This window comes from Paracoccus sp. (in: a-proteobacteria), from assembly GCF_032007265.1.
Classification (GTDB): domain Bacteria; phylum Pseudomonadota; class Alphaproteobacteria; order Rhodobacterales; family Rhodobacteraceae; genus Paracoccus.
In genome coordinates, this window is the sequence record NZ_DALZMB010000077.1 from 1 (window position 1) to 20050 (window position 20050).

A 20050-nucleotide genomic window follows, 5' to 3' on the forward strand; every position below is an offset into this window, starting at 1 on the left:
AAAAACTAACCCAAGTTCCGCCCTGATCCAAATCCCTTGCGGGGGGTGCGGGGGGCGCAAAGCCCCCCGTTTTACGCAAGCACCCCAGCATGGGCTTTGGGTGCGCAAGCCTTGGCTACTCGCTCCAGCTGACACCGCTCAGATCATTGGCAGGCATTGGCGCATTCGCCCAAAGCCCTTTGATCTTGGCATTGGCCACGCCGATTTTAGGCAGCTGGAACAAATAGGCATTGACGAAATCCTGCGCGATCATGCGCTCGGCCGCTTGGGTCAGCTCAGTTCTCTGCGCGGGATCGACTGTCTCTTGCAGCTTGGCCATCAGCTCTTTGAAGGCGGGCTTGGCGTAATGAAAGTAATAATCGTCGCGCGCGTAGATACCGATATCCATCGGTTCGACATGGCTGATGATGGTCAGGTCGAAATCGCCACCTTTAAACACGGTCTCCAGCCATTGCGCCCATTCCATATTGGTGATCTCGGTCTCGACCCCAATATTGCGCAACTCAGCGGCAATGATTTCGCCGCCCCGGCGGGCATAGGGTGTCGGCGGCAAGGCCAGCCGCAATTTGAGACCCGATACCCCTGCCTCAAGCAAAAGCGCCTTGGATCGCTCAGGATCAAAGCCGGAAAGCGCGGTCAGATCGATATAATCAGGGTGATGGGGGGCAAAATGCGTGCCAATCGGCGTGCCATAGCCAAACATGGCGCCGTCAATCAGATCCTGACGGTTGATCGCATGGGCGATCGCCTCTCGGACCTTGATGTTGTCCAGCGGGGGGCGGGTGTTGTTCATCGCCAGGATCGTCTCCCCCTCGGTCGTGCCGACGATCACCTTGAAACGAGGGTCGGCCTCTAACTGGGGCAAGGTCTCGACGGCGGGGTAGTTGGTGAACGCGTCAACATCTTCGGCCATGACCGCCGCAAAGGCCGCAGTTGGGTCCGAGATAAAGCGAAAGGTTGCGCTTTTTATCGCGGGTTTGGTGCCCCAATAGCCGTCAAAAGCAGAGATGCGAATCAGATCGCCCTGACGCCATTCCTCGAATTTATAGGGGCCGGTCCCGACGGGCTTGGTCGCAATATCGGCGATGCTGGCCGCATCGACCATGACCGCATCCCCCCAAGCCATCTTGAAAGGGAACCCGCCATCGGCACCCTTCAGCGTGACGCGCACGGTTTGAGGATCCAGCGCTTCGACCGTATCGATGCCGGTGAACAGTTCTTTTTGGGCGCTGGTGCTGTCGTCTGCGCGCGCGCGATCCAGTGAAAAGATCACATCTTCAGCATCAAAATCACTACCGTCGTGAAACTTCACGCCCGGAACAAGGTGAAACGTATAGCTTTTCCCTGCATCCTCGACATCCCAGCTTGCGGCCAGGCCGGGCAAAACCGCGCCATCGGGTCCGATACGGGTCAGTCCTTCAAAGATATTGGCATAGACGATCTCATCGACGGCGGCGGCGGCGCCCTCGGTCGGGTTCAGGTTCGGTGGCTCCAGCACCATACCGATGGTGATCTGATCCGGCGCGGCCAGTGCCGCCCCGGCAAGCAGCGCCCAGGCAGCAGTAGAAGTGATGAGTTTTGCGAACATAGGCCCCCTCGCATCCGATTTTGGCGAATGTGCAGGTAGCCGCGGCCTAGATCAACCGCGCGCTTCAGTCAGCTCTTGTGCAAAGCCCGCGCACATCAGCCAAAGCGACGTGACCACAAGCCCCCAATGTGCCCAGCTTTCGGGATGAAAGTTCACCATGACCGCCCAGGCTGCGAAAAAGACCCAGCCCGCCGTCATCGGCAAAGAGATCGCCCGCCAGCGCGTGGTCCGCACCGGGTGAATGAATTTCACATTGGTGAACATTGTGATGGTCAGGATGATGACGACCAGCAGGCTGACCCACCACACGGGCTTAAGCGCAAAGAGAACCAGCACCACCATATTCCAGCAGGCCGGAAAGCCAGCAAAGGAATAATCGCGCGTTTTCATGCGTGTATCGGCGAAATACAGCACCGATCCATAAACAATGGCGATGATTGCAAGCCACCCCGTCCAACCCGGCAGCAGCCCCGACATGAACAAGGCATAGGCCGGAATAAAGACATAGGTCAGATAGTCGACGATCATATCCATGATCACGCCATCATAGGTTGGCCAGTTTTTCTTGACGTCAAAGCGGCGCGCCAATGGGCCATCGACCCCATCGACGATCAGCGCGATCAGCAACCAGAAAAACATCTTGGACCACTCGCCCTGCACCGCGGCCAGCATCGCCAGCATGGAAAGCACGGCGCCTGTGGCGGTGAGCAGATGAACGGAGAGGGCTTTGAGGCGAGAATTCATGATGAAATATTTCTGTCACCGAATGGCGGTTGTCGCAAGGTTGGTGGCCGGATTTGACCGATATTCGCTTTGACATGACGCATTATCGCATCAAGAGGCGAATATTCAGTTAACAAATTCGTCTCGACCATAGCCTTGAAGGTAAAGAAGCGCCGTCAGATCGCCATGGTTGATGCGCAGCTGCGCCTGTGCTGCGACCGAGGGTTTGGCGTGCAGTGCAACCCCAGCACCTGCAAGCTGGATCATGCCCAGATCATTGGCGCCGTCGCCTACGGCGATCGCCTCGGCGGGGGTAACGCCAAAGCGCTGGGCGATCTCGCGCAGCGCCTCGACCTTGGCTTCGCGGCCCAGAACCGGCAGGCCGACATGTCCGGTCAGGACCCCGTCGTCGGACAGCAGGATATTCGCCCGATGCTCGTCAAAGCCCAGTTTTTGCGCAATGACATCGGTAAAGACGGTAAATCCGCCCGAGACCAAAGCCGCATAAGCGCCTTGACCGCGCATCGTCGCGACCAATTCGCGGCCGCCGGGCGCCAGAGTGATGCGTGATTGCAAAACCTGATCGATTGCTGATTCGTTCAGCCCCGAGAGCAGGCCCACGCGCTCGATCAGAGCTTCATGAAAATTCAGTTCGCCGTTCATGGCGCGGGCAGTAATGTCGGCAACACGCGGACCAACGCCGGCGAAATCGGCCAGCTCGTCGATGCATTCCTGTTCGATCATGGTCGAATCCATATCGGCGATCAAAATCGCTTTTTGGCGGCCGAGGCTTGGCTGGATGGCCAGATCCAACCCTTGTTTTTGCAGTTCTTCCCAGACATGCCAAAAGTCGGCAGGCTGACTTTCTACCGGAAATTCAGCTGCAATATCATTGGCTAACCAGATCGTAGGCCCGCCACCCCAGCGCGCACGAAGCGCGTCTATCGGCTCGGGGCGTAGGTTGGCGCGGGTAGGCGCTGCAAGGATGGAGACGGTGAACATGAAACCTCCGCTTCGGCCGGGATAGCGCCCCCCGTAATCCAAAGGCTGTGTTGGCACCAGAGCAATGGTGGAAGTTGGCCCGAGGAAATTGGGCCAGATGGCAAAATGCAAAAAGATAAAATTGGCGCGAGATTTTTCTTGCAGGAACAGGTTCGCAGGATTACGCCAGTCAGTGGGACACCTCACCCCAACGTGAGGCTTTTACCTGGAAGGGTAGCACAATGACTGTTCAAACTCCGGCTACGCGGCCGGCGAATCCGCGTTTTTCCTCGGGCCCTTGTGCCAAAATCCCCGCCTATTCGTTGGACATGCTCGCAGACGCGCCTTTGGGCCGCTCGCATCGTTCGGCCGTCGGGAAAGCCAAATTGGCCGAGGCAATTGATCTTACCCGCGAAATTCTGAACGTACCTGCGGATTACCGCATTGGTATCGTTCCCGCTTCGGATACGGGCGCTGTGGAAATGGCGCTGTGGTCACTTTTGGGCGCGCGCCCTGTCGAGATGTTGGCCTGGGAAAGCTTTGGTGAAGGTTGGATCACCGATGTCGTCAATCAGCTGAAGCTGGATGCCGTGACCCGTATCGCCGATTATGGCCGTATCGTTGATTTCACTCAGGTGGATTTCAATAAGGACGTGGTCTTTACCTGGAATGGCACAACATCTGGTGTTTGCCTGCCCAATGGTGACGTGATCCCGGCTGATCGTGAGGGGCTGACGATTTGCGATGCCACCTCGGCTGCATTCGCGATGGATCTTCCTTTTGACAAGCTCGATGTCGTGACCTTCTCCTGGCAGAAAGTGCTGGGCGGTGAGGGGGCGCATGGCGTTCTGATCCTGTCGCCGCGTGCCGTGGCACGGCTGGAAAGCTATACGCCCGCATGGCCGATGCCCAAGCTCTTCCGCATGACCAAAGGCGGCAAGTTGATCGAGGGCATTTTCAAAGGCGAGACCATCAACACGCCGTCGATGCTGTGCGTCGAAGATTATTTGGTCGCGCTGAAATGGGCAAAATCGTTGGGCGGCAAGGATGCCTTGATCGCGCGTTCCGATGCCAATGCCCGCGCGGTTCGCGACTTTATCGCAACCCGTGACTGGATTGCCGATCTGGCGGTGGATCCGGCTACGGCCTCGAACACCTCGGTTTGCCTGCGCTTTACGGATGCGCGGATCAAGGATGCGGCGGCTTTTGCCAAAGCTGTGACCAAGCGTCTGGAGAAAGAGGGCGTGGCATTGGATGCGGGCGCCTATCGTGATGCGCCTGCAGGGTTGCGCATTTGGTGTGGTGCGACTGTCGAGACAAGCGATGTCGCAGCGCTGATGCCATGGATCGAATACGCCTTTCTTTCCGAGATCGAGGCCCAAGGCTAACGCCGAGGCCAGCCAGCCCCGGTGCCGGGGTATTTAGATGATGAAGAAAATGCAGCGCGGGGGAGAGATTTCCCCTGCCGGATCTGCTTATCCAAAGGATAGAACCATGCCTAAAGTTCTTGTGTCGGACAAACTTTCGGAAACTGCTGTTCAGATTTTTCGCGACCGTGGTGTCGAGGTCGATTACCTGCCCGAAATCGGCAAAGATAAAGAGAAACTTGCTGAAATTATCGGAAATTATGACGGGTTGGCTATTCGTTCGGCCACGAAGGTGACCGAGAAGCTCCTGGAAAAGGCAAACAATCTGAAGGTCGTGGGCCGCGCCGGGATCGGAGTGGACAATGTCGATATTCCGGCTGCCTCGAAAAAAGGTGTGATCGTGATGAACACGCCGTTTGGCAACTCTGTCACTACGGCGGAACATGCGATTGCCATGATGTTTGCTGTTGCACGACAGCTGCCTGAAGCCAGCGCCTCGACCCATGCTGGCAAATGGGAAAAGAACCGCTTCATGGGGGTCGAGGTCTTCAACAAGACCCTTGGCGTTATTGGGGCGGGCAATATCGGCGCGATCGTGATTGACCGGGCGTTGGGCCTGCGCATGAAAATTCTGGCCTATGATCCCTTTCTTTCGGAGGATCGCGCAGTTGAGCTGGGGGTAAAAAAGGTCGAGCTGGATGAGCTGTTGGCCAAGGCCGATTTCATCACCTTCCACGTGCCTTTGACGGATAAAACCCGCAATATCTTGTCGCGCGAGGCCATCGCCAAGTTGAAGCATGGGGTGCGTATCATCAACTGCGCGCGCGGCGGTTTGGTTGATGAAGAGGCTTTGGCCGAGGCGCTGACGGACGGCCGGGTGGCTGGCGCGGCCTTTGACGTTTTCGCGACAGAGCCTGCGACCCAATCGCCTTTGTTCAACCTGCCGAATGTGGTGGTGACGCCGCATCTGGGTGCCTCGACCAATGAGGCGCAGGAGAATGTTGCTTTGCAGGTGGCCGAACAAATGGCCGATTACTTGCTGACGGGTGCGGTTCAAAACGCATTAAACATGCCCTCGGTCACGGCGGAAGAGGCCGCGATCATGGGGCCATGGATCAAGTTGGCGGGCCATTTGGGCAGTTTCGTGGGGCAGATGACTGACGAGGCGATTACGGCGGTCAATATTCTATATGATGGCGTCGTTTCGGAAATGAATCTGAACGCGCTCAATGCTGCTGTGATTGCCGGGATGATGAAGGTCGTTAACCCTGATGTGAACATGGTTTCGGCACCGATTGTCGCCAAAGAGCGGGGCGTTCAGATTGCGACGACCCATCAGGACAAGCAGGGCATCTTTGACGGCTATATCAAGGTGACTGTGGTTACGGAAAAACGCGAACGTTCAGTTGCGGGCACGGTTTTCTCGGATGGCAAGCCGCGCTTCATTCAGATCCGCGGGATCAACGTCGATGCCGAGATCGGTGAGAACATGCTTTATACCCGCAACAAGGACGTTCCGGGTGTCATCGGCGCTTTGGGAACCACTTTGGGCAATCTGGGCGTGAATATCGCCAATTTCACCCTTGGCCGGACCAAACAGGGCGATGATGCGATCGCAATTCTGTATCTGGATGAGCCTCTGACGCCCGAGGTGCTTGCGACTTTGCAAAATACGGGCAAGTTTCTGCAGGTGAAACCGATGCGTTTCGAGATCTGATAGCAATCTGATCCGAAAGCCAGTTTCTGAAACGGCCCCCTGCTAAGAAATGGGCGGGGGGCTTTGTGCTGGAAGGAAAGTGCATGCAGGTCTTTGCGATCGGCGATATTCACGGCGAATTAGAGATGCTGCAAGCCGCGCATCGCCGCATCCGACAAATCGGCGGGGACAGGGCGCAGATCATCCATGTAGGGGATCTGCTGGATCGCGGCCCCGATTCGCGTGGCGTGGTCGATTATCTGGCCGAAGGGCAGGCGCGCGGCGAGAATTGGGCGGTGATCAAGGGAAATCACGATCGCTTTTTACCGAAATTTCTGCGCGAGCCAGATTGGATCGACCCTGGCTTAAGTTCGGGGGCGCATTGGGTTGATCACGAGGGGTTGGGGGCGGCGGCAACGTTGGCAAGTTACTCGGTCGATGCATCTTTGCCGCGTGATGTTGTTCATCAAAAAGCGCTGAAGGCCGTGCCGAAGGATCACCTTGAATGGCTGGAGCGTTTGCCGCTGTGGTATCTGCATCCGCTTGCGCTTTTCGTGCATGCTGGGGTTCGGCCGGGCGTCGATCTGGGGGAACAGACCGAGCAGGACCTGCTTTGGATCCGTAAGGGATTTTTGACCGAGCCGGACGATCACGGCATATTGGTGGTGCACGGCCATACGCCGGTTGAACGCGTCACGCATTTCGGCAACCGTCTGGCGATTGATACCGGCGCGGTTTTTGGCGGGCCCCTGAGTGTGGTTGAACTTGCGCCAAATGCGATTAGCCTGATCACAGAGGCAGGGCGCGAGCCGATCTTGCCGTCCCAAAGGGGGTAGGGATGCGGAAATTAACCCTGATCGCGGCCTTTCTTTGTGCAGCCTTGCCGGCGGCTGCGCAGGAGGTGGGCCGCGTTGGTGTGGACTGGGTCGGCAATGACATTGTCATCGAGGCCTTTGGTGATCCCAAGGTCGAAGGGGTGACCTGCCACCTAGCCTATTTCTCGCGCTCGGTGGTGGACCGTTTGCGAAAGGGAAACTGGTTTGAGGACCCCTCTAATTCGGCCATCCAATGCAGCCAGTCAGGGCCAATCAAACTTGGCGATATTGCGCGTGGCCCCAAGGGGGAGGATGTCTTTTCCGAGGGGCGATCACTGATTTTCAAATCGCTGCGGGTAAAGCGCATCTATGACGAGCAAAATCAGGTTCTGATCTATCTTTCGCATGCCAGCGAGCTGTCGGAAGGCTCGGCGAAAATGGCAATTTCCACGATTCCCTTGGCCTTGCCGGGCGAGGCGGTCACACTTCCCGCGAAACCGTAAGAGCGGTCGATTTCGCATATCAGACGAAGGTGTCAGACAGGATGTCTCGGATTCTTGACGGTAGACATAAGGCCGATGCGGCGGTATTTCCCCCCTTATCGGGAAAGAAGATGATGCAAGAATCGTTAAAAATCGCGAAATATAATCTGGGTCAGGTGGTTCGCCATCGTGAGCATCCGTTTCGCGGTGTGGTCTTTGACGTCGATCCTGCCTTTGCCAATACCGAGGAGTGGTACGAATCCATTCCCGAGGATTCGCGCCCCGATCGCGATCAGCCCTTTTACCATCTTTATGCCGAAACCGAGGCGACATTTTATGTGGCCTATGTGTCGGAACAGAATTTGGTGCCGGATGTTTCTGGAGAGCCATTGGAGCATCCCGAAGTTGTCGCGATGTTCGGCGAATTTCAGGACGGGCGCTATCCCCTGCAATTCGGGCTGAACTAGGGCCTTACCCCTCGCGCACGGGGGGCTGAGCCAAGGGCTGCGCCCCCGAATGATTGCTCAGGGATTCCGGATAGGGAATGGTGAAGGCCAGAAAATTTCTCTGATCTTCGCGATAGTAACAAATGGCGCGGGTCAGATCTTGGATCAGGAACCAGCCAAACCCGCCTTCAGGCAGCTCTCCGCTTAATTGCTCGCGTGATCGATAGGTGGTGTATTCAGCCGCCTCGAAAGGCAGCAAACAGTTTTCGGGCAAGGGCACGCCATCATCGGTCACGGCGCAAGAAATGCCCGTGGCCTGCTGAATCACGCAAAGATGGACGGTTGGCACGCCGGGCCTGGGGTGCGGATGGGTATGGCCGATTGGCGCTTTGGCGAGGGGCGGGGTCCGTGCCGTGGCATCGGTCAGTGACAGACCGCCATGTTCGCTGATGTTGTTAAGCACCTCGGCCAAAGCCAGTTCCAGCCGACCGATTGTATCTGGGCTGACATGCTCGCTAAAGCGGCGCCGCAAAGACAGAAGCGTGGCCCGAACCGCGCCGCGATCCGCACGGAAGACCCGGTGGTACATCGGCTGGCAGCGCGCGCTGGGAGAGTGGTTCGGGCCTGCGTGATGACGGGTCATGCCGCTTATTCCATATGGACAGCTGCGCCTGACTGAAGTGGAGGCATCGGTGGTTCCTGTGCTGGGACAATCTTGAAGATGCTGTCCATATGGGTCAGGCGAAAGACACGTTCGACGTTAGGGCTGAGGTTGCACAATTCCAGCTGATACCCCTCGGGCAGAGATTTGAGCACGGCAATCACTGCGCCAAGCCCCGAGCTATCCATGAAGTTGACCTGTTCCAGATCAAGCACGATGTTCGGCCCGATTTCGGTCAAGGCCTCGCGGATGCGATCCTTGAAGGCAGTGGCGACAACAGCATCAAGGCGTGCCTCGCCGATCTTGATGATGTGTTTGTCCTCGAACGAAGTGATCGTCAGTTGCATGTCCGTCCCATCCTGCATTGCGCAGCTTTGGTCCAAGACTGCGCCATAAACCTTACGATTTTGTCACCATGTCGTGGTTTTCCCAGAAAGATTGCCACGAAATACGCAGCATTTTCATAGAAGCAGGCCATGCCCCGTGGGGTTGTTTTTGCGTTCGGGTTTTGGGCGCGACTGCCCTTTGGCTAAGCAAGTGCCTAGGTATCGGGCGTTCGATCGATGGTAGGGTTCACCAAGCCCGCGCGCCATGATGGACATGTCCAATAAAGCTGTCATGTTGATGAATATGTGGGTCGTTCGGGGGAAGCATGTTTTACAACGAGATGTTCGACCAGGATGAGGTTCGCAGCCCCTATGCGCTGCTGTCGAACTGGATCGCGACCATGCCCTGCGAAATACGCCAGATGAAACAGGCCGAAGCCGAGGCCCTGTTTCGTCGGATCGGCATCACATTTGCCGTCTATGGCGAGGGCGGAGACCCTGATCGCCTGATGCCGTTCGACATGATGCCGCGGGTCTTTTTGCAAGAGGAATGGCGCAAGCTAGAACGCGGCATCAAGCAACGTGCGCGGGCTTTGAATGCGTTTTTGCGCGATGTCTATGGGCGCGGCGAGATCATTCGTGCCGGGCGCATTCCGGCACGTCTGGTCTATCAAAACGCGGCCTATGAAAAGGCCATGGTGGGATTTGTCCCGCCGCGCGGCGTCTATTCACATATCGTTGGCATCGACATTGTCCGGACCGGGCGCGACGAGTTCCACGTGCTTGAGGACAATTGCCGCACCCCCTCGGGGGTCAGCTATATGCTGGAAAACCGCGAGATCATGATGCGGATGTTCCCCTCATTGTTTCGCAACAACCGCATCGAGCCGGTGGATGGCTACCCCGAGCTGTTGCGGCGCACGCTGGCTTCGGTCGCGCCAGCCAAATGCAAGGATCGCCCGACGGTCGTGATCCTGACGCCCGGCCCCTATAACAGCGCCTATTACGAACATTCATTTCTTGCCAATCTGATGGGGGTCGAGCTGGTCGAGGGCAGCGATCTGTTCGTCGATGGCGAGTTCGTCTACATGCGCACGACCCAAGGGCCAAAGCGCGTCGATGTGATCTATCGCCGGATCGATGATGCCTTTCTTGACCCTTTGTGCTTTCGCCGCGATTCCGCTTTGGGTGTGCCGGGGTTGATGGATGTCTATCGCTCGGGTGGGGTCACGATTGCCTCGGCACCGGGGGCAGGGGTCTCGGATGACAAGGCGATCTATATCTTCGTACCCGAGATGATCCGCTTTTATCTGGGCGAAGAGCCGATCCTGAAAAATGTCGATACCTGGGCCTTATGGCGCGAAGATGACCTGAAATATGTGCTGGAACATCTGGACGAACTGGTCGTCAAAGAGGTCCATGGCTCGGGTGGTTATGGCATGCTGATCGGCCCCAAATCCACCAAGGCCGAGATCGCGGATTTCGCCCAGCGCATCCGCGCCAATCCCGCCAATTACATTGCTCAGCCGACGCTGGCCCTGTCGACCTGCCCCACCTTTGTCGATGAGGGCATTGCGCCGCGCCACGTCGATCTGCGCCCGTTTTGCCTGTGCGGCGAGCGTATCGAGCTGGTGCCGGGGGGGTTGACGCGGGTGGCCATGCGCGAGGGGTCGCTTGTGGTGAATTCCTCGCAAGGCGGTGGCGTCAAAGACACCTGGGTGTTGTCGGAATAGGGGAAGGCCATGCTCAGTCGAACTGCTTTTCACCTTTTCTGGATCGGGCGTCACCTCGAGCGCAGTGAAACTGCTGCGCGTCTGCTGGATGTGGGGGTGCGGATAACGCTGATCCCTTCCAATACGGCACGAATGGAAAGCGAATGGGAATCGCTTTTAAGCGCCTCGGGTACGGCCGATGCCTTTCACGCCAAATATCCCGAGATCACGCAAGAAAACATTGAAACATTTATGTTTTTCGATCGCTGCAACCCGTCATCGGTTGTTTCTTGTCTGGAAAAGGCGCGCGAGGGGGCGCGGGTGGTGCGCACGGCGCTGACCAGCCAGGTCTGGGATGCGCTCAACACCGCCTATCAAGAGCTACGCCAGCTGGAAAAAATCCCTCGCGAGCAGTTGGATGCCGCGATGCTGACCGATTTCACCACCCGTCACACCTCGACCATCCGCGGTGCAATCGTGGCCACGCAGCTGCGCAGCGACGGCTGGCATTTCCTGAACCTTGGCTATGAGCTGGAGCGGGCGGATGCGACGGCGCGCATGGTGGATGTAAAGTATTTTGTCCTGTTGCCCCGCGTCGAATTTATCGGCTCGGGGTTGGACAGCTATCAATGGCAGGTGCTGTTGCGTGCCCTTTCCGCCCATCGCGCCTTTCATTGGGCCTATGGCGGCGAGATCACGGCCAATAAGGTGGCCGAGTTTCTGATTTTGAACCGCGAAAGCCCACGCTCGTTGATGTCTGCCCTTAGCGAGGCGGTTTTTCATCTGAATGGCTTGGTCGCACGCTATGGGCCGGGGGTGCCGACCACGGCCGCCACCATGGCCGAGCGGGTTCTGGAAGAACTGACGTCACATGACATCGATGGTATCTTTGAAGAGGGGCTGCACGAGTTTCTAAGCTGGTTCATTGGGGAAATCGCCGCAATCGCCGATGCGGTTCAAGATGATTACCTCAGCGGGCGCAGCTGATGGGCGATGACCGAACATTCAGAACAGGACGCAATGACAGGGGCCGGGCATGAAGCTGCAGATCACCCACGAGACCACCTATAGCTATGATGTGCCAATCCTTGGCATGGTGCAAAGCCTGCGCCTGACGCCATCGGCCTTCGAGGGGCAGCGCGTCGCAAGTTGGGGCATCCAGGTGACCCAAGGGCGGCGAGGCGGGGCATTTCGCGACGGTGCCGGCGATTGGGTCGAAGGGTGGAGCGTGCGCGGCCCGATTTCCGAGGTGACAGTTTCCGTTCGTGGCCAGATCGAGACCCGTGACACCGCCGGCGTGTTGCGTGGTCATCGCGAAACCGTCAATCCGCTGGTCTATCTGCGCGACACGCCCTTTACCGCGCCAGATCCTGATTTGCGGCGGCTGGCGGCCAGTGTCTCGGGCGAGGATGGGTTGGAACTGGCCCATAAGCTGTCCTCGGTCGTGTCCGAGGCGATCCGCTATCGCCCGGGCGTGACTGAAACCTCGACCACCGCTGCCGAGGCTTTGGCATTGGGCGAGGGGGTGTGTCAGGACCATGCCCATGCGCTGATTTCTTTGGCTCGTCTGTCTGGGCTGCCCGCGCGTTATGTCTCGGGGTATCTGCATTCCAATATCGCAGGCACGCCCCATGACGCCGCCCATGCCTGGGCCGAAATTCATACCGGCACGTTGGGCTGGGTCGGCTTTGATGCGGCCAATCATTGTTGTCCCGATGATCGCTATGTTCGGCTAGGCTCGGGTTATGATGCGGCTGACGCGGCGCCGATTGCAGGGACAACGGTCGGTCGCGGCGGCGAAAGCCTAGAGGTTCGCGTGGCTGTCGAGGAGATGGAGCAATAACCATTCGACACAAGTGCACCCTGGGATTATACCCTTCCGGTCCGAAAGCCCGGACGGCCAAACTGCGGATTGTGCAATGACCTATTGCGTCGGATTAAAGCTGGATGCAGGGCTGGTGCTGCTGTCTGACACCCGCACCAATGCCGGTCTTGATAACATCTCGACCTATCGCAAGATGTTTTTCTTTGAAAACCCCGGTGAGCGGGTGATCGGGATCATGACGGCGGGCAGCCTTTCGGTGACGCAGACCACCCTCGCGCGTCTGCATGAGGCGATCCATGACGAGGGGGCGGATGAAACCACCTCGATCATGAAGGCGCCGAATATGCTGCGCATCGCGACGATCATCGGCAATGCGCTTGCCCAGACCAGCCGCGCGATCGCCGAGCAGTTCGAAGAGCTGGAGGGGTCTGCAGCCTCGGCCAGCATGATCGTCGCCGGACAGCGCGCCGGGGGCGATATGCGACTCTTTTTGATCTATCCCGAGGGAAATTTTATCGAAGCCACCGAAGACACGCCCTTTTTGCAGATTGGCGAGCATAAATACGGCAAACCCATTCTGGACCGCGTCGTTACCCCCCAGACCAGTTTGGTCGATGCGCAAAAGGCTGTTCTTTTGTCGATGGATTCGACGCTGCGGTCGAACCTTTCGGTCGGGATGCCATTGGATCTGGCCGTGATCAAAAAAGATGATTTCCGCGTCACCAGCGCACGCCGCATCGCCGAAAACGATCCGGATTTCATGGCCATGAGCAGGGCATGGTCCGAGGCCTTGCGCGAGAGCTTTATCAAGATGCCAATCTAGGCCCTTAGGCCCAAATTGGGGATGTTTGATCGGGCGGGATCGTAGTCAGATCCTTGATGGACCGCGGTGGCCGGGATTAATTCCCGGCCTGCAATTCCTTGAGTTGATAGAGCAAATCCAAGGCCTCGCGCGGGGTTAGCACATCGGGATTGATGTCGCGCAGCTTGGCCTCGGCTGCCGAGGCGCGCGCGGTTGGTGCGGCAACGACGGGCGGGGCCGCGCGAAACAGCGGCAAATCATCCAGCAGCATTTGTGGCTTTGATCCGCTTTCGCGTTCGCCGCTTTCCAGCATGTGCAAAATGTCCTTGGCGCGATCGACGACAGAGGCGGGCAGACCCGCCAGCCGCGCAACCTGAACGCCATAGGATCGATCCGCCGCGCCCTTTTTGACCTCGTGCAGAAAAATCACTTCGCCTTCCCATTCGCGCACTGTCACGGTCGCGTTTTCGACGCCGTCTAGCCGGGCCGAAAGCGAGGTCATCTCGTGGTAATGGGTCGCGAAAAGCGCGCGGCAGCGGTTGGTGGCATGAAGATGCTCCATCACCGCCCAAGCGATCGAAAGGCCGTCCCATGTTGCGGTGCCGCGCCCGATTTCGTCCAAAATGACCAATGCGCGATCATCGGCCTGATTCAGAATGGCGGCGGTCTCGACCATCTCGACCATAAAGGTCGAGCGCCCGCGTGCCAGATCATCGGCCGCGCCCACGCGGCTGAAAAGCTGACTGACCATGCCGATATGGGCCGAGGCGGCAGGGACAAACGCCCCCGCCTGAGCCAAGACCGCAATCAGCGCATTCTGACGCAGAAAGGTCGATTTACCGGCCATATTCGGACCTGTCAGCAACCAGATCGCCGGAGTCTGGCCTTCAGTCAGATCGCAGTCATTGGCCACAAACGTGTCGCCCTTGCGCTTGAGCGCGCGTTCGACGACGGGGTGACGCCCGCCGGTAATCTCAAAGGCGCGGCTCTCGTCGACAATCGGGCGCGTCCAGTTCTCTCCGGCCGCCAGATCGGCAAAGGCGGCTTGCAGGTCGATTTCTGCCAATGCGCGCGCGGCCTGACCAATGGGGCCAGACTGGGCCAGAACTGCTTGCACCAACTTTGCAAAAATGCCCCGCTCGATTTCCAGCGCGCGGTCGCGGGCATTCAGGATGCGGGTTTCCAGCTCGGATAGCTCGACGGTGGTAAAGCGGATCTGGTTTGCTGTGGTCTGGCGGTGGATGAAGCGCTCGTTCAGGGGGGGCGCAAGCATCTTTTCGGCATGGGTCGTCGTGGTTTCGATAAAATAGCCCAGGACGTTGTTATGCTTGATCTTCAGACTGGACACGCCCGTTTCGCGGATGAAATCGGCCTGCATTCCGGCGATCACGCCCCGGCCTTCATCGCGCAGGCGGCGCGTCTCATCCAGCTCGCTGTCATGGCCCGCAGCGACATAGCCGCCATCGCGCGTCAAAAGCGGGGGCTCGGCGACAAGCGCATCATCCAGCAGATCGATCAACTCGTCATGGCCGATCAGCGCTTGGGCCGCATCGGTCAGAATTGCGCCCGCGTCATCGGGCAACATGGCGGCGATCGTGACCCCTTGGGTCAGGCCAGCGCGGATCGCCGACAGATCGCGCGGGCCGCCCCGATCCAGCGCGATCCGCGACAGGGCACGGTCCATATCCGGGGCGCGCGACAGGGCCTCGCGTAGATCAGCCGTCAGGCGGGGGGCTGCGACCAAGTGGGATACGGCCGCCTGACGCGCGTGGATCTCGGTCAGATCGCGCGAAGGGGCGCTGATGCGGCGGTCCAACAGACGTGCGCCTGCGGCGGTGACGCTGCGGTCAATGGCGGCCAAAAGCGATCCCTCGCGCCCGCCCGACAGGGCCTGTGTCAGCTCAAGGTTGCGCCGGGTTGCGGCATCGATCTGCATCGCACCGCCCGCAGCCTCGCGCACGGGCGGGCGCAGCAGGGGCAGGTTGCCGCGCTGGGTCATCTCCAGATAATCGGCAATCGCGCCCATGGCGGCCAGTTCGGCCCGGCTGAAGTTGCCAAAGCCGTCCAGCGTCTCGACGCCGAACATCGCGGAAAGGCGGCGCACCGCGGCGGTGCTGTCAAAGCTGCCCGGGGCCAGTTCGGTCAGGGCCGCGCCTGCTTCTTGTGCAAGCTCATCAAGATGGCTGCCTTCGACGACCAGCAATTCGCGCGGCGCGTGACGCGCAAGCTCTGGTCCCAGCCGCACCAGCGGGCAGGGCGAGACCCGGAAGGCGCCGGTTGAAATATCCACCCAAGCCAGCGCCGAATCGTCACGGACCGATGCAAAGCTGGCCAGAAAGTTGTGGCGACGGGCCTCAAGCAGCGAATCCTCGGTCAAGGTGCCGGGCGTGACAAGACGCACCACATCGCGCGCAACGACGGATTTCGCGCCTCGCTTCTTGGCTTCGGCCGGATCCTCCATCTGCTCGGCAATGGCCACGCGAAAGCCCTTGCGGATCAGCGTCAACAAATAGCTTTCGGCGGCATGAACCGGAACGCCGCACATCGGGATGGCTTCGCCCTGATAGGTTCCACGTTTGGTCAGCGCGATGTCCAGCGCAGCAGATGCCGCCAAGGCATCCTCGAAGAACATCTCGTAGAAATCGCCCATGCGATAAAACAAAAGCGCGCCGGGATTGGCGTCCCGGATGGCCAAGAATTGGGCAATCATCGGTGTGGGCTGATCGGACATTGCACCGCCTGAAGCTGAAAGATGCCCTGTCTTAAACGCAGTTCGCCGACAATGGAACCGAACCGAAAATACCAACTCTCCTCTTGGGCGAATCAGTCATCTTAGCACTCGCCATCCGCAATCGGAGACTGACAAAAAGACAAGGTGACGGTGTTCAAGAAAAGCATAAGTTGAGCGCGTAGTTTGTGGCTGCGCTTTTTCGCGGTCTGGTTTGTTCCTGAGTGAGAGTAGATTTAAAATGGCGATTATTAACGGTGATGCTGGTGACAACAAACTCGAGGGTACCAGCGGTGATGATACGATCAATGGCTTTGGCGGCAGGGACACAATCATTGGTGGCGCCGGCAACGATCTGATCAATGGCGGCGAAGGCCAGGATACGATCTATTTCGACGACAACTCTGGATATGACACCGTCGATGGCGGTACCGGAGGGGACGAGCTAGGTTACGGCTATGCCAGCTTTGATGGCGATTTCCTGAACGGTAAGGATCTGACCAAAGGCGCGACGGTGAATGTCACCTCGCCCGGTAACGGCACGATTGCCTGGAACGGTGGCGGCATCGAATTTACCGGTGTCGAACAGATCTCGACGGGCAGCGGCAACGATCATTTCGATGCAAGCGGCCTGACCAACGGCATGACCCAAGCCCAGATGGATGAGCAGTTTTTTGGCGTCGGCTTTTATGGCGGCGCTGGGGATGACTTTATCCGTGGCAGCGATCTGCGCGATACGCTGGATGGCGGCGCGGGCAATGACACGATCTATGCTGGCGGCGGCAGCGACCTGATTCAAAGCAGCTCGGGCGATGACCTTGTCTATGGCGAGGGCGGTGACGACGGGATCCGCTGGGGCATGGACGAAGGCGGCAGCGGTCACGACACCTATTTCGGTGGCGAAACCGATGAGGAATCGGGCGATGCGCTGAATTTCTGGGGCCCGGACGGCTATCGCATTACCTTGGACGGTGCCGAAAGCGGGAATGCCATTTATGGCACCGACGGCAAAAGCACCCTGCAATTCGCCGAGTTCGAGCGCCTGATCGGCGGCGAGGGTGCGGATTATTTCGACGGCTCGAATGCCACGATCGAGGGCGGCATTGGCACACGCTTTTCGGCGGGTGCGGGCGATGACACCATCATCGGTACTTCGGGCAATGATGAATTGCGCGGCGATAACGGTGCCGACCATCTGATCGGTGGCCGCGGCGATGACTGGATTTATGTCAATGGCAACCGCTATGGCGATCCGACGCAGCCGGATGTTCAGGTCGACACGGTCTATTTCGGCAATGGCGACGGCCATGACACGCTGGTTGGCTTCAATGCACCCGTGCAGGGCCCCGATGGGACATGGAGCTCGATCGATAAGATCGAACTGAATGGCTATTTCGAGAATGGCGTTCTGCGCCATCCCGGCATGACCAATCCCGACGGCAGCCCGATTTCGATCAGCGATGTTCAGGTGCTGGACGACGGAAACGGAAACGCGGTCCTGGTTTTCCCGGGCGGTGAAAGCCTGACCTTCCTGGGCGTGAGTCCTGAAGAACTGGCCTTGCCTGGACAGCTTCACGCCTTGGGGATTCCCTGCTTCGTGCGCGGCACCAAGATCAAATGCGCCACCGGCGACATCGCGGTCGAGGATCTGCGTCCCGGGCAGTTGGTTGTCACCCGTGACCATGGGCTGCAGCCGATCCGCTGGGTTGGTGGGCGCAAATTGCATGCCGCCGAGCTGCGCTTGATGCCCAAGCTGCGCCCGATCCGCATTTGCGCTGGGGCATTGGGTCAGGGCCTGCCGGTCGAGGATCTTTTCGTATCGCCCGAGCATCGCGTTTTGGTACGCTCGTCCATCGCGCGGCGGATGTTCGGCGCCGCCGAGGTTCTGGTCGCTGCACGTCAGTTGCTGGGACTGGAAGGGATCGAGACCGTCGACACCTCCGAGGTCGAATATTTCCACGTCCTTTTCGATCAGCACGAGATTTTGCTGTCGAACGGGGCGGAAACGGAATCGCTTTATACCGGCGTCGAGGCGATGAAATCTGTGGGTGCGGCGGCACGAGAGGAAATCTTTACCCTGTTCCCCGAGCTGCGCGAGGATGGTCCGTCTGAACCGGCGCGTCCCTTTGTCGAAGGGCGCCAGGCGCGTTCGATGACACAGCGGCATCTGGATAAACAGCACCCCTTGCTTGACCGAGCAAACTAAACAAGGCAGTTCTATATAAGGCTATAGAGGCTGCCCTAAAATGGCTGGGATGCGACCGTTTCTAATGCTTTTTGCGGCCGCTCCCGTTCAGCTGGTGGGCGATCACCAACTGCGGTTGCCAGAATCCTTCGTCTCGGGAATGCGGATGCATTTGAGGCAGTGGCATGGCCCGGTGATTGCCGTTATGCGGCAAGATCACGGGGCTGCGCTGGATCTGGCACCGGTTTATGCGCGCGGGGATCTGGGCTTCGAGGTCCGGGTTCTTGCCGATGACGAACCTTTGGAAAATGCGCTGAGTGATGGGCCGGGGCTGGTTCTGGCCTCGGTCGATATTGCCGAGCAATTGGGCTTGGGTGCGGCGGCGCGGGCGCGGGGCTTGGCCGTGATCTATGGCACAGAACACGCGCCGGATGGGCTGTTGCAGCGCGCATTAAGCGATCAAGGCCGCGGTATCTTGCGCCGGTTTTGGTCTCTGGGTTGGCAATACCGCCAAGAGGCCGCGCGCCGCCATGCCCTGCGCAAAGCGGATGGCATTCAGCTGAACGGCTTTCCGGCAGCGGTGCATTATTCGTCGCTGAACCGTAATCCGCTGCGCTATCTTGATAATCGGATGCGCAAATCGATGCTGGCAACCACACGCGATATGGCGGCACGGCGTGCAAGGCACAGCGCTATGGACCCTGTGCGCCTGATCCATGTCGGCACGCTCGAGCCCGCTAGCGGGGCGCAAGATCTTTTGCCTCTGGCCAGCCAGCTTAGGGCGATGAACGTCCCCTTTACCCTGTCGATTTTTGGCTATGGCAGCCTTAGCCCGATGATTCACGCCCAGATTGATGCGCAGGGTTTGGGTGATCAGGTCACCCTTTCGCATCCGCAGTCATTCTCCAACGAGCTGGTTGTGCAGATGCGTCATCAGGGTGACGTCTTTATTAGCTGTCACCGCCACTCTGACCCTTTGAGTAGCTATATCGAGGCGATGGGATGTGGCCTGCCGGTGCTGGGCTACGAGAATCAGATGCTGTCACCCTTGCTGCGACGCAGCGCCGGGGGCTGGGGCATTGCCGCTGCGCGCTTGCCGGATATGGCACGTCAGATTGCAACCCTGTCGCGCGAGCGAGGCCAGATCATGCACCGCGCCGAGGCGGGTCTGAACTATGCCCGCCGCCACCACGCCGAGGCCGAATTCGCCATCCGGATGGAACATATCAACCGCATCTACGCCGAGCATTCTACCGTTGCTCTGGCCTTTGCTTCCAGGCCTGCACGGCATGTGCGGGCAGAATCGTAAAGCCGCGCGCATAGCGCCCGGCCAAGCGACGCGGGTTGGACATCATGCGCCAAAGCCATTCCATTTTGATGCGCCGCATCAACTTTGGGGCGCGTTGCTGGTGGCCCGACAAAAAGTCCAGCCCGGCCCCGATCGAGGCAAAACCAGTGGCGGGTAAAGCATTGCGGGCACGGATCGCAAAGCGCTCTTGGCGGGGGGCACCCAGTGCCAAAAGACAGATGCGCGCGCCCGAAGCCCGCAGCTTTTCGATGATCTCGGCCCCTTCCGATCCGTCGGGATCAAAGGGAAAGCCGGGGGCATGGCACAGGGCGACATTCAGTCCCGGCACCAATTCACGCAGTTTTTGCGCGGCTTTTGCCAGGGAATCGTCATTGGCCCCAACTAGCGCCACCGGCAGATTGGCG

The 20050-nt window shown here is 58.9% G+C and carries 18 protein-coding genes; 11 read left to right on the forward strand and 7 right to left on the reverse strand.

Translation table 11 applies throughout. The features are described 5' to 3' along the window. Positions 1-115: 115 nt before the first annotated feature. From RTS12_RS14815 to serB, 3 genes are all read right to left on the reverse strand, one after another. Positions 116-1588, reverse strand: a complete 1473-nt coding sequence (locus RTS12_RS14815) for an ABC transporter substrate-binding protein (RefSeq protein ID WP_312529873.1) — start codon at positions 1586-1588, stop codon at positions 116-118. Positions 1589-1639: 51 nt separating this feature from the next. Continuing rightward, positions 1640-2332 (reverse strand): CDP-alcohol phosphatidyltransferase family protein, encoded by a 693-nt coding sequence (locus RTS12_RS14820; RefSeq protein WP_312529875.1) that lies wholly within the window; start codon positions 2330-2332, stop codon positions 1640-1642. 105 nt (positions 2333-2437) lie between these two features. Further along, a complete protein-coding gene (serB, locus tag RTS12_RS14825; protein WP_312529877.1) occupies positions 2438-3313 on the reverse strand; it encodes a phosphoserine phosphatase SerB in 876 nt (291 codons plus the stop codon). Positions 3314-3534: 221 nt separating this feature from the next. Between serB and RTS12_RS14830 the strand changes: the two genes are divergently transcribed. The 5 genes from RTS12_RS14830 (at position 3535) to hspQ (ending at position 8119) form a co-directional block, all read left to right on the forward strand. Beyond that, the gene (locus RTS12_RS14830) at positions 3535-4680 is read left to right on the forward strand and encodes a phosphoserine transaminase (RefSeq protein WP_312529879.1); all 1146 of its coding nucleotides are present in this window, start codon (positions 3535-3537) and stop codon (positions 4678-4680) included. 106 nt (positions 4681-4786) lie between these two features. Further along, a complete protein-coding gene (gene serA / locus RTS12_RS14835; RefSeq protein WP_312529881.1) occupies positions 4787-6376 on the forward strand; it encodes a phosphoglycerate dehydrogenase in 1590 nt (529 codons plus the stop codon). A gap of 83 nt (positions 6377-6459) precedes the next feature. Next, positions 6460-7191 carry a metallophosphoesterase gene (locus tag RTS12_RS14840; protein ID WP_312529883.1) on the forward strand — a complete coding sequence of 244 codons (732 nt, stop codon included), beginning with the start codon at positions 6460-6462 and terminating at the stop codon, positions 7189-7191. Positions 7192-7193: 2 nt separating this feature from the next. Continuing rightward, a complete protein-coding gene (locus RTS12_RS14845) occupies positions 7194-7673 on the forward strand; it encodes a CreA family protein (RefSeq protein ID WP_312529885.1) in 480 nt (159 codons plus the stop codon). A 113-nt stretch (positions 7674-7786) separates the two neighbouring features. After that, positions 7787-8119, forward strand: coding sequence for a heat shock protein HspQ (gene hspQ, locus RTS12_RS14850; RefSeq protein WP_312529908.1), 333 nt, complete (start codon positions 7787-7789; stop codon positions 8117-8119). Between the two features lie 4 nt (positions 8120-8123). Here hspQ and RTS12_RS14855 read toward each other — a convergent pair whose 3' ends face one another. Together RTS12_RS14855 and RTS12_RS14860 are read right to left on the reverse strand one after the other, a co-directional pair. Beyond that, on the reverse strand, positions 8124-8741 hold the full coding sequence (locus RTS12_RS14855; RefSeq protein WP_312529887.1) for an ATP-binding protein: 618 nt from the start codon (positions 8739-8741) through the stop codon (positions 8124-8126). Between the two features lie 5 nt (positions 8742-8746). Beyond that, complete coding sequence (locus RTS12_RS14860) at positions 8747-9106, reverse strand: STAS domain-containing protein (protein WP_312529889.1); 360 nt, start codon at positions 9104-9106, stop codon at positions 8747-8749. Positions 9107-9426: 320 nt separating this feature from the next. Between RTS12_RS14860 and RTS12_RS14865 the strand changes: the two genes are divergently transcribed. The 4 genes from RTS12_RS14865 (at position 9427) to RTS12_RS14880 (ending at position 13445) form a co-directional block, all read left to right on the forward strand. Beyond that, positions 9427-10818 (forward strand): circularly permuted type 2 ATP-grasp protein, encoded by a 1392-nt coding sequence (locus RTS12_RS14865; RefSeq protein ID WP_409455691.1) that lies wholly within the window; start codon positions 9427-9429, stop codon positions 10816-10818. A 9-nt stretch (positions 10819-10827) separates the two neighbouring features. Then, complete coding sequence (locus tag RTS12_RS14870) at positions 10828-11784, forward strand: alpha-E domain-containing protein (RefSeq protein WP_312529893.1); 957 nt, start codon at positions 10828-10830, stop codon at positions 11782-11784. 49 nt (positions 11785-11833) lie between these two features. Continuing rightward, the gene (locus RTS12_RS14875) at positions 11834-12640 is read left to right on the forward strand and encodes a transglutaminase family protein (RefSeq protein ID WP_312529896.1); all 807 of its coding nucleotides are present in this window, start codon (positions 11834-11836) and stop codon (positions 12638-12640) included. A 76-nt stretch (positions 12641-12716) separates the two neighbouring features. Further along, complete coding sequence (locus RTS12_RS14880; RefSeq protein ID WP_312529898.1) at positions 12717-13445, forward strand: proteasome-type protease; 729 nt, start codon at positions 12717-12719, stop codon at positions 13443-13445. A 76-nt stretch (positions 13446-13521) separates the two neighbouring features. Here the strand turns inward: RTS12_RS14880 and mutS are convergent, their stop codons facing one another. After that, positions 13522-16155 (reverse strand): DNA mismatch repair protein MutS, encoded by a 2634-nt coding sequence (gene mutS, locus RTS12_RS14885; RefSeq protein ID WP_312529899.1) that lies wholly within the window; start codon positions 16153-16155, stop codon positions 13522-13524. A gap of 238 nt (positions 16156-16393) precedes the next feature. Between mutS and RTS12_RS14890 the strand changes: the two genes are divergently transcribed. Both RTS12_RS14890 and RTS12_RS14895 read left to right on the forward strand, forming a co-directional pair. Beyond that, positions 16394-18358, forward strand: coding sequence for a Hint domain-containing protein (locus RTS12_RS14890; RefSeq protein ID WP_312529901.1), 1965 nt, complete (start codon positions 16394-16396; stop codon positions 18356-18358). A gap of 145 nt (positions 18359-18503) precedes the next feature. Next, positions 18504-19646 (forward strand): glycosyltransferase, encoded by a 1143-nt coding sequence (locus RTS12_RS14895; protein ID WP_312529903.1) that lies wholly within the window; start codon positions 18504-18506, stop codon positions 19644-19646. Here the strand turns inward: RTS12_RS14895 and RTS12_RS14900 are convergent. Beyond that, on the reverse strand, positions 19588-20050 hold a 463-nt coding region (locus RTS12_RS14900; protein ID WP_312529905.1), incomplete at its 5' end, for a WecB/TagA/CpsF family glycosyltransferase. The genes RTS12_RS14895 and RTS12_RS14900 overlap by 59 nt on opposite strands.

Coding starts and splice junctions, on each gene's coding strand:
- RTS12_RS14815 (WP_312529873.1), bottom strand. CDS start 1,588: ATGTTCGCAAAACTCATCACTTCTACTGCTGCCTGGGCGCTGCTTGCC.
- RTS12_RS14820 (WP_312529875.1), bottom strand. CDS start 2,332: ATGAATTCTCGCCTCAAAGCCCTCTCCGTTCATCTGCTCACCGCCACA.
- serB (WP_312529877.1), bottom strand. CDS start 3,313: ATGTTCACCGTCTCCATCCTTGCAGCGCCTACCCGCGCCAACCTACGC.
- RTS12_RS14830 (WP_312529879.1), top strand. CDS start 3,535: ATGACTGTTCAAACTCCGGCTACGCGGCCGGCGAATCCGCGTTTTTCC.
- serA (WP_312529881.1), top strand. CDS start 4,787: ATGCCTAAAGTTCTTGTGTCGGACAAACTTTCGGAAACTGCTGTTCAG.
- RTS12_RS14840 (WP_312529883.1), top strand. CDS start 6,460: ATGCAGGTCTTTGCGATCGGCGATATTCACGGCGAATTAGAGATGCTG.
- RTS12_RS14845 (WP_312529885.1), top strand. CDS start 7,194: ATGCGGAAATTAACCCTGATCGCGGCCTTTCTTTGTGCAGCCTTGCCG.
- hspQ (WP_312529908.1), top strand. CDS start 7,787: ATGCAAGAATCGTTAAAAATCGCGAAATATAATCTGGGTCAGGTGGTT.
- RTS12_RS14855 (WP_312529887.1), bottom strand. CDS start 8,741: ATGACCCGTCATCACGCAGGCCCGAACCACTCTCCCAGCGCGCGCTGC.
- RTS12_RS14860 (WP_312529889.1), bottom strand. CDS start 9,106: ATGCAACTGACGATCACTTCGTTCGAGGACAAACACATCATCAAGATC.
- RTS12_RS14865 (WP_409455691.1), top strand. CDS start 9,427: ATGTTCGACCAGGATGAGGTTCGCAGCCCCTATGCGCTGCTGTCGAAC.
- RTS12_RS14870 (WP_312529893.1), top strand. CDS start 10,828: ATGCTCAGTCGAACTGCTTTTCACCTTTTCTGGATCGGGCGTCACCTC.
- RTS12_RS14875 (WP_312529896.1), top strand. CDS start 11,834: ATGAAGCTGCAGATCACCCACGAGACCACCTATAGCTATGATGTGCCA.
- RTS12_RS14880 (WP_312529898.1), top strand. CDS start 12,717: ATGACCTATTGCGTCGGATTAAAGCTGGATGCAGGGCTGGTGCTGCTG.
- mutS (WP_312529899.1), bottom strand. CDS start 16,155: ATGTCCGATCAGCCCACACCGATGATTGCCCAATTCTTGGCCATCCGG.
- RTS12_RS14890 (WP_312529901.1), top strand. CDS start 16,394: ATGGCGATTATTAACGGTGATGCTGGTGACAACAAACTCGAGGGTACC.
- RTS12_RS14895 (WP_312529903.1), top strand. CDS start 18,504: ATGCATTTGAGGCAGTGGCATGGCCCGGTGATTGCCGTTATGCGGCAA.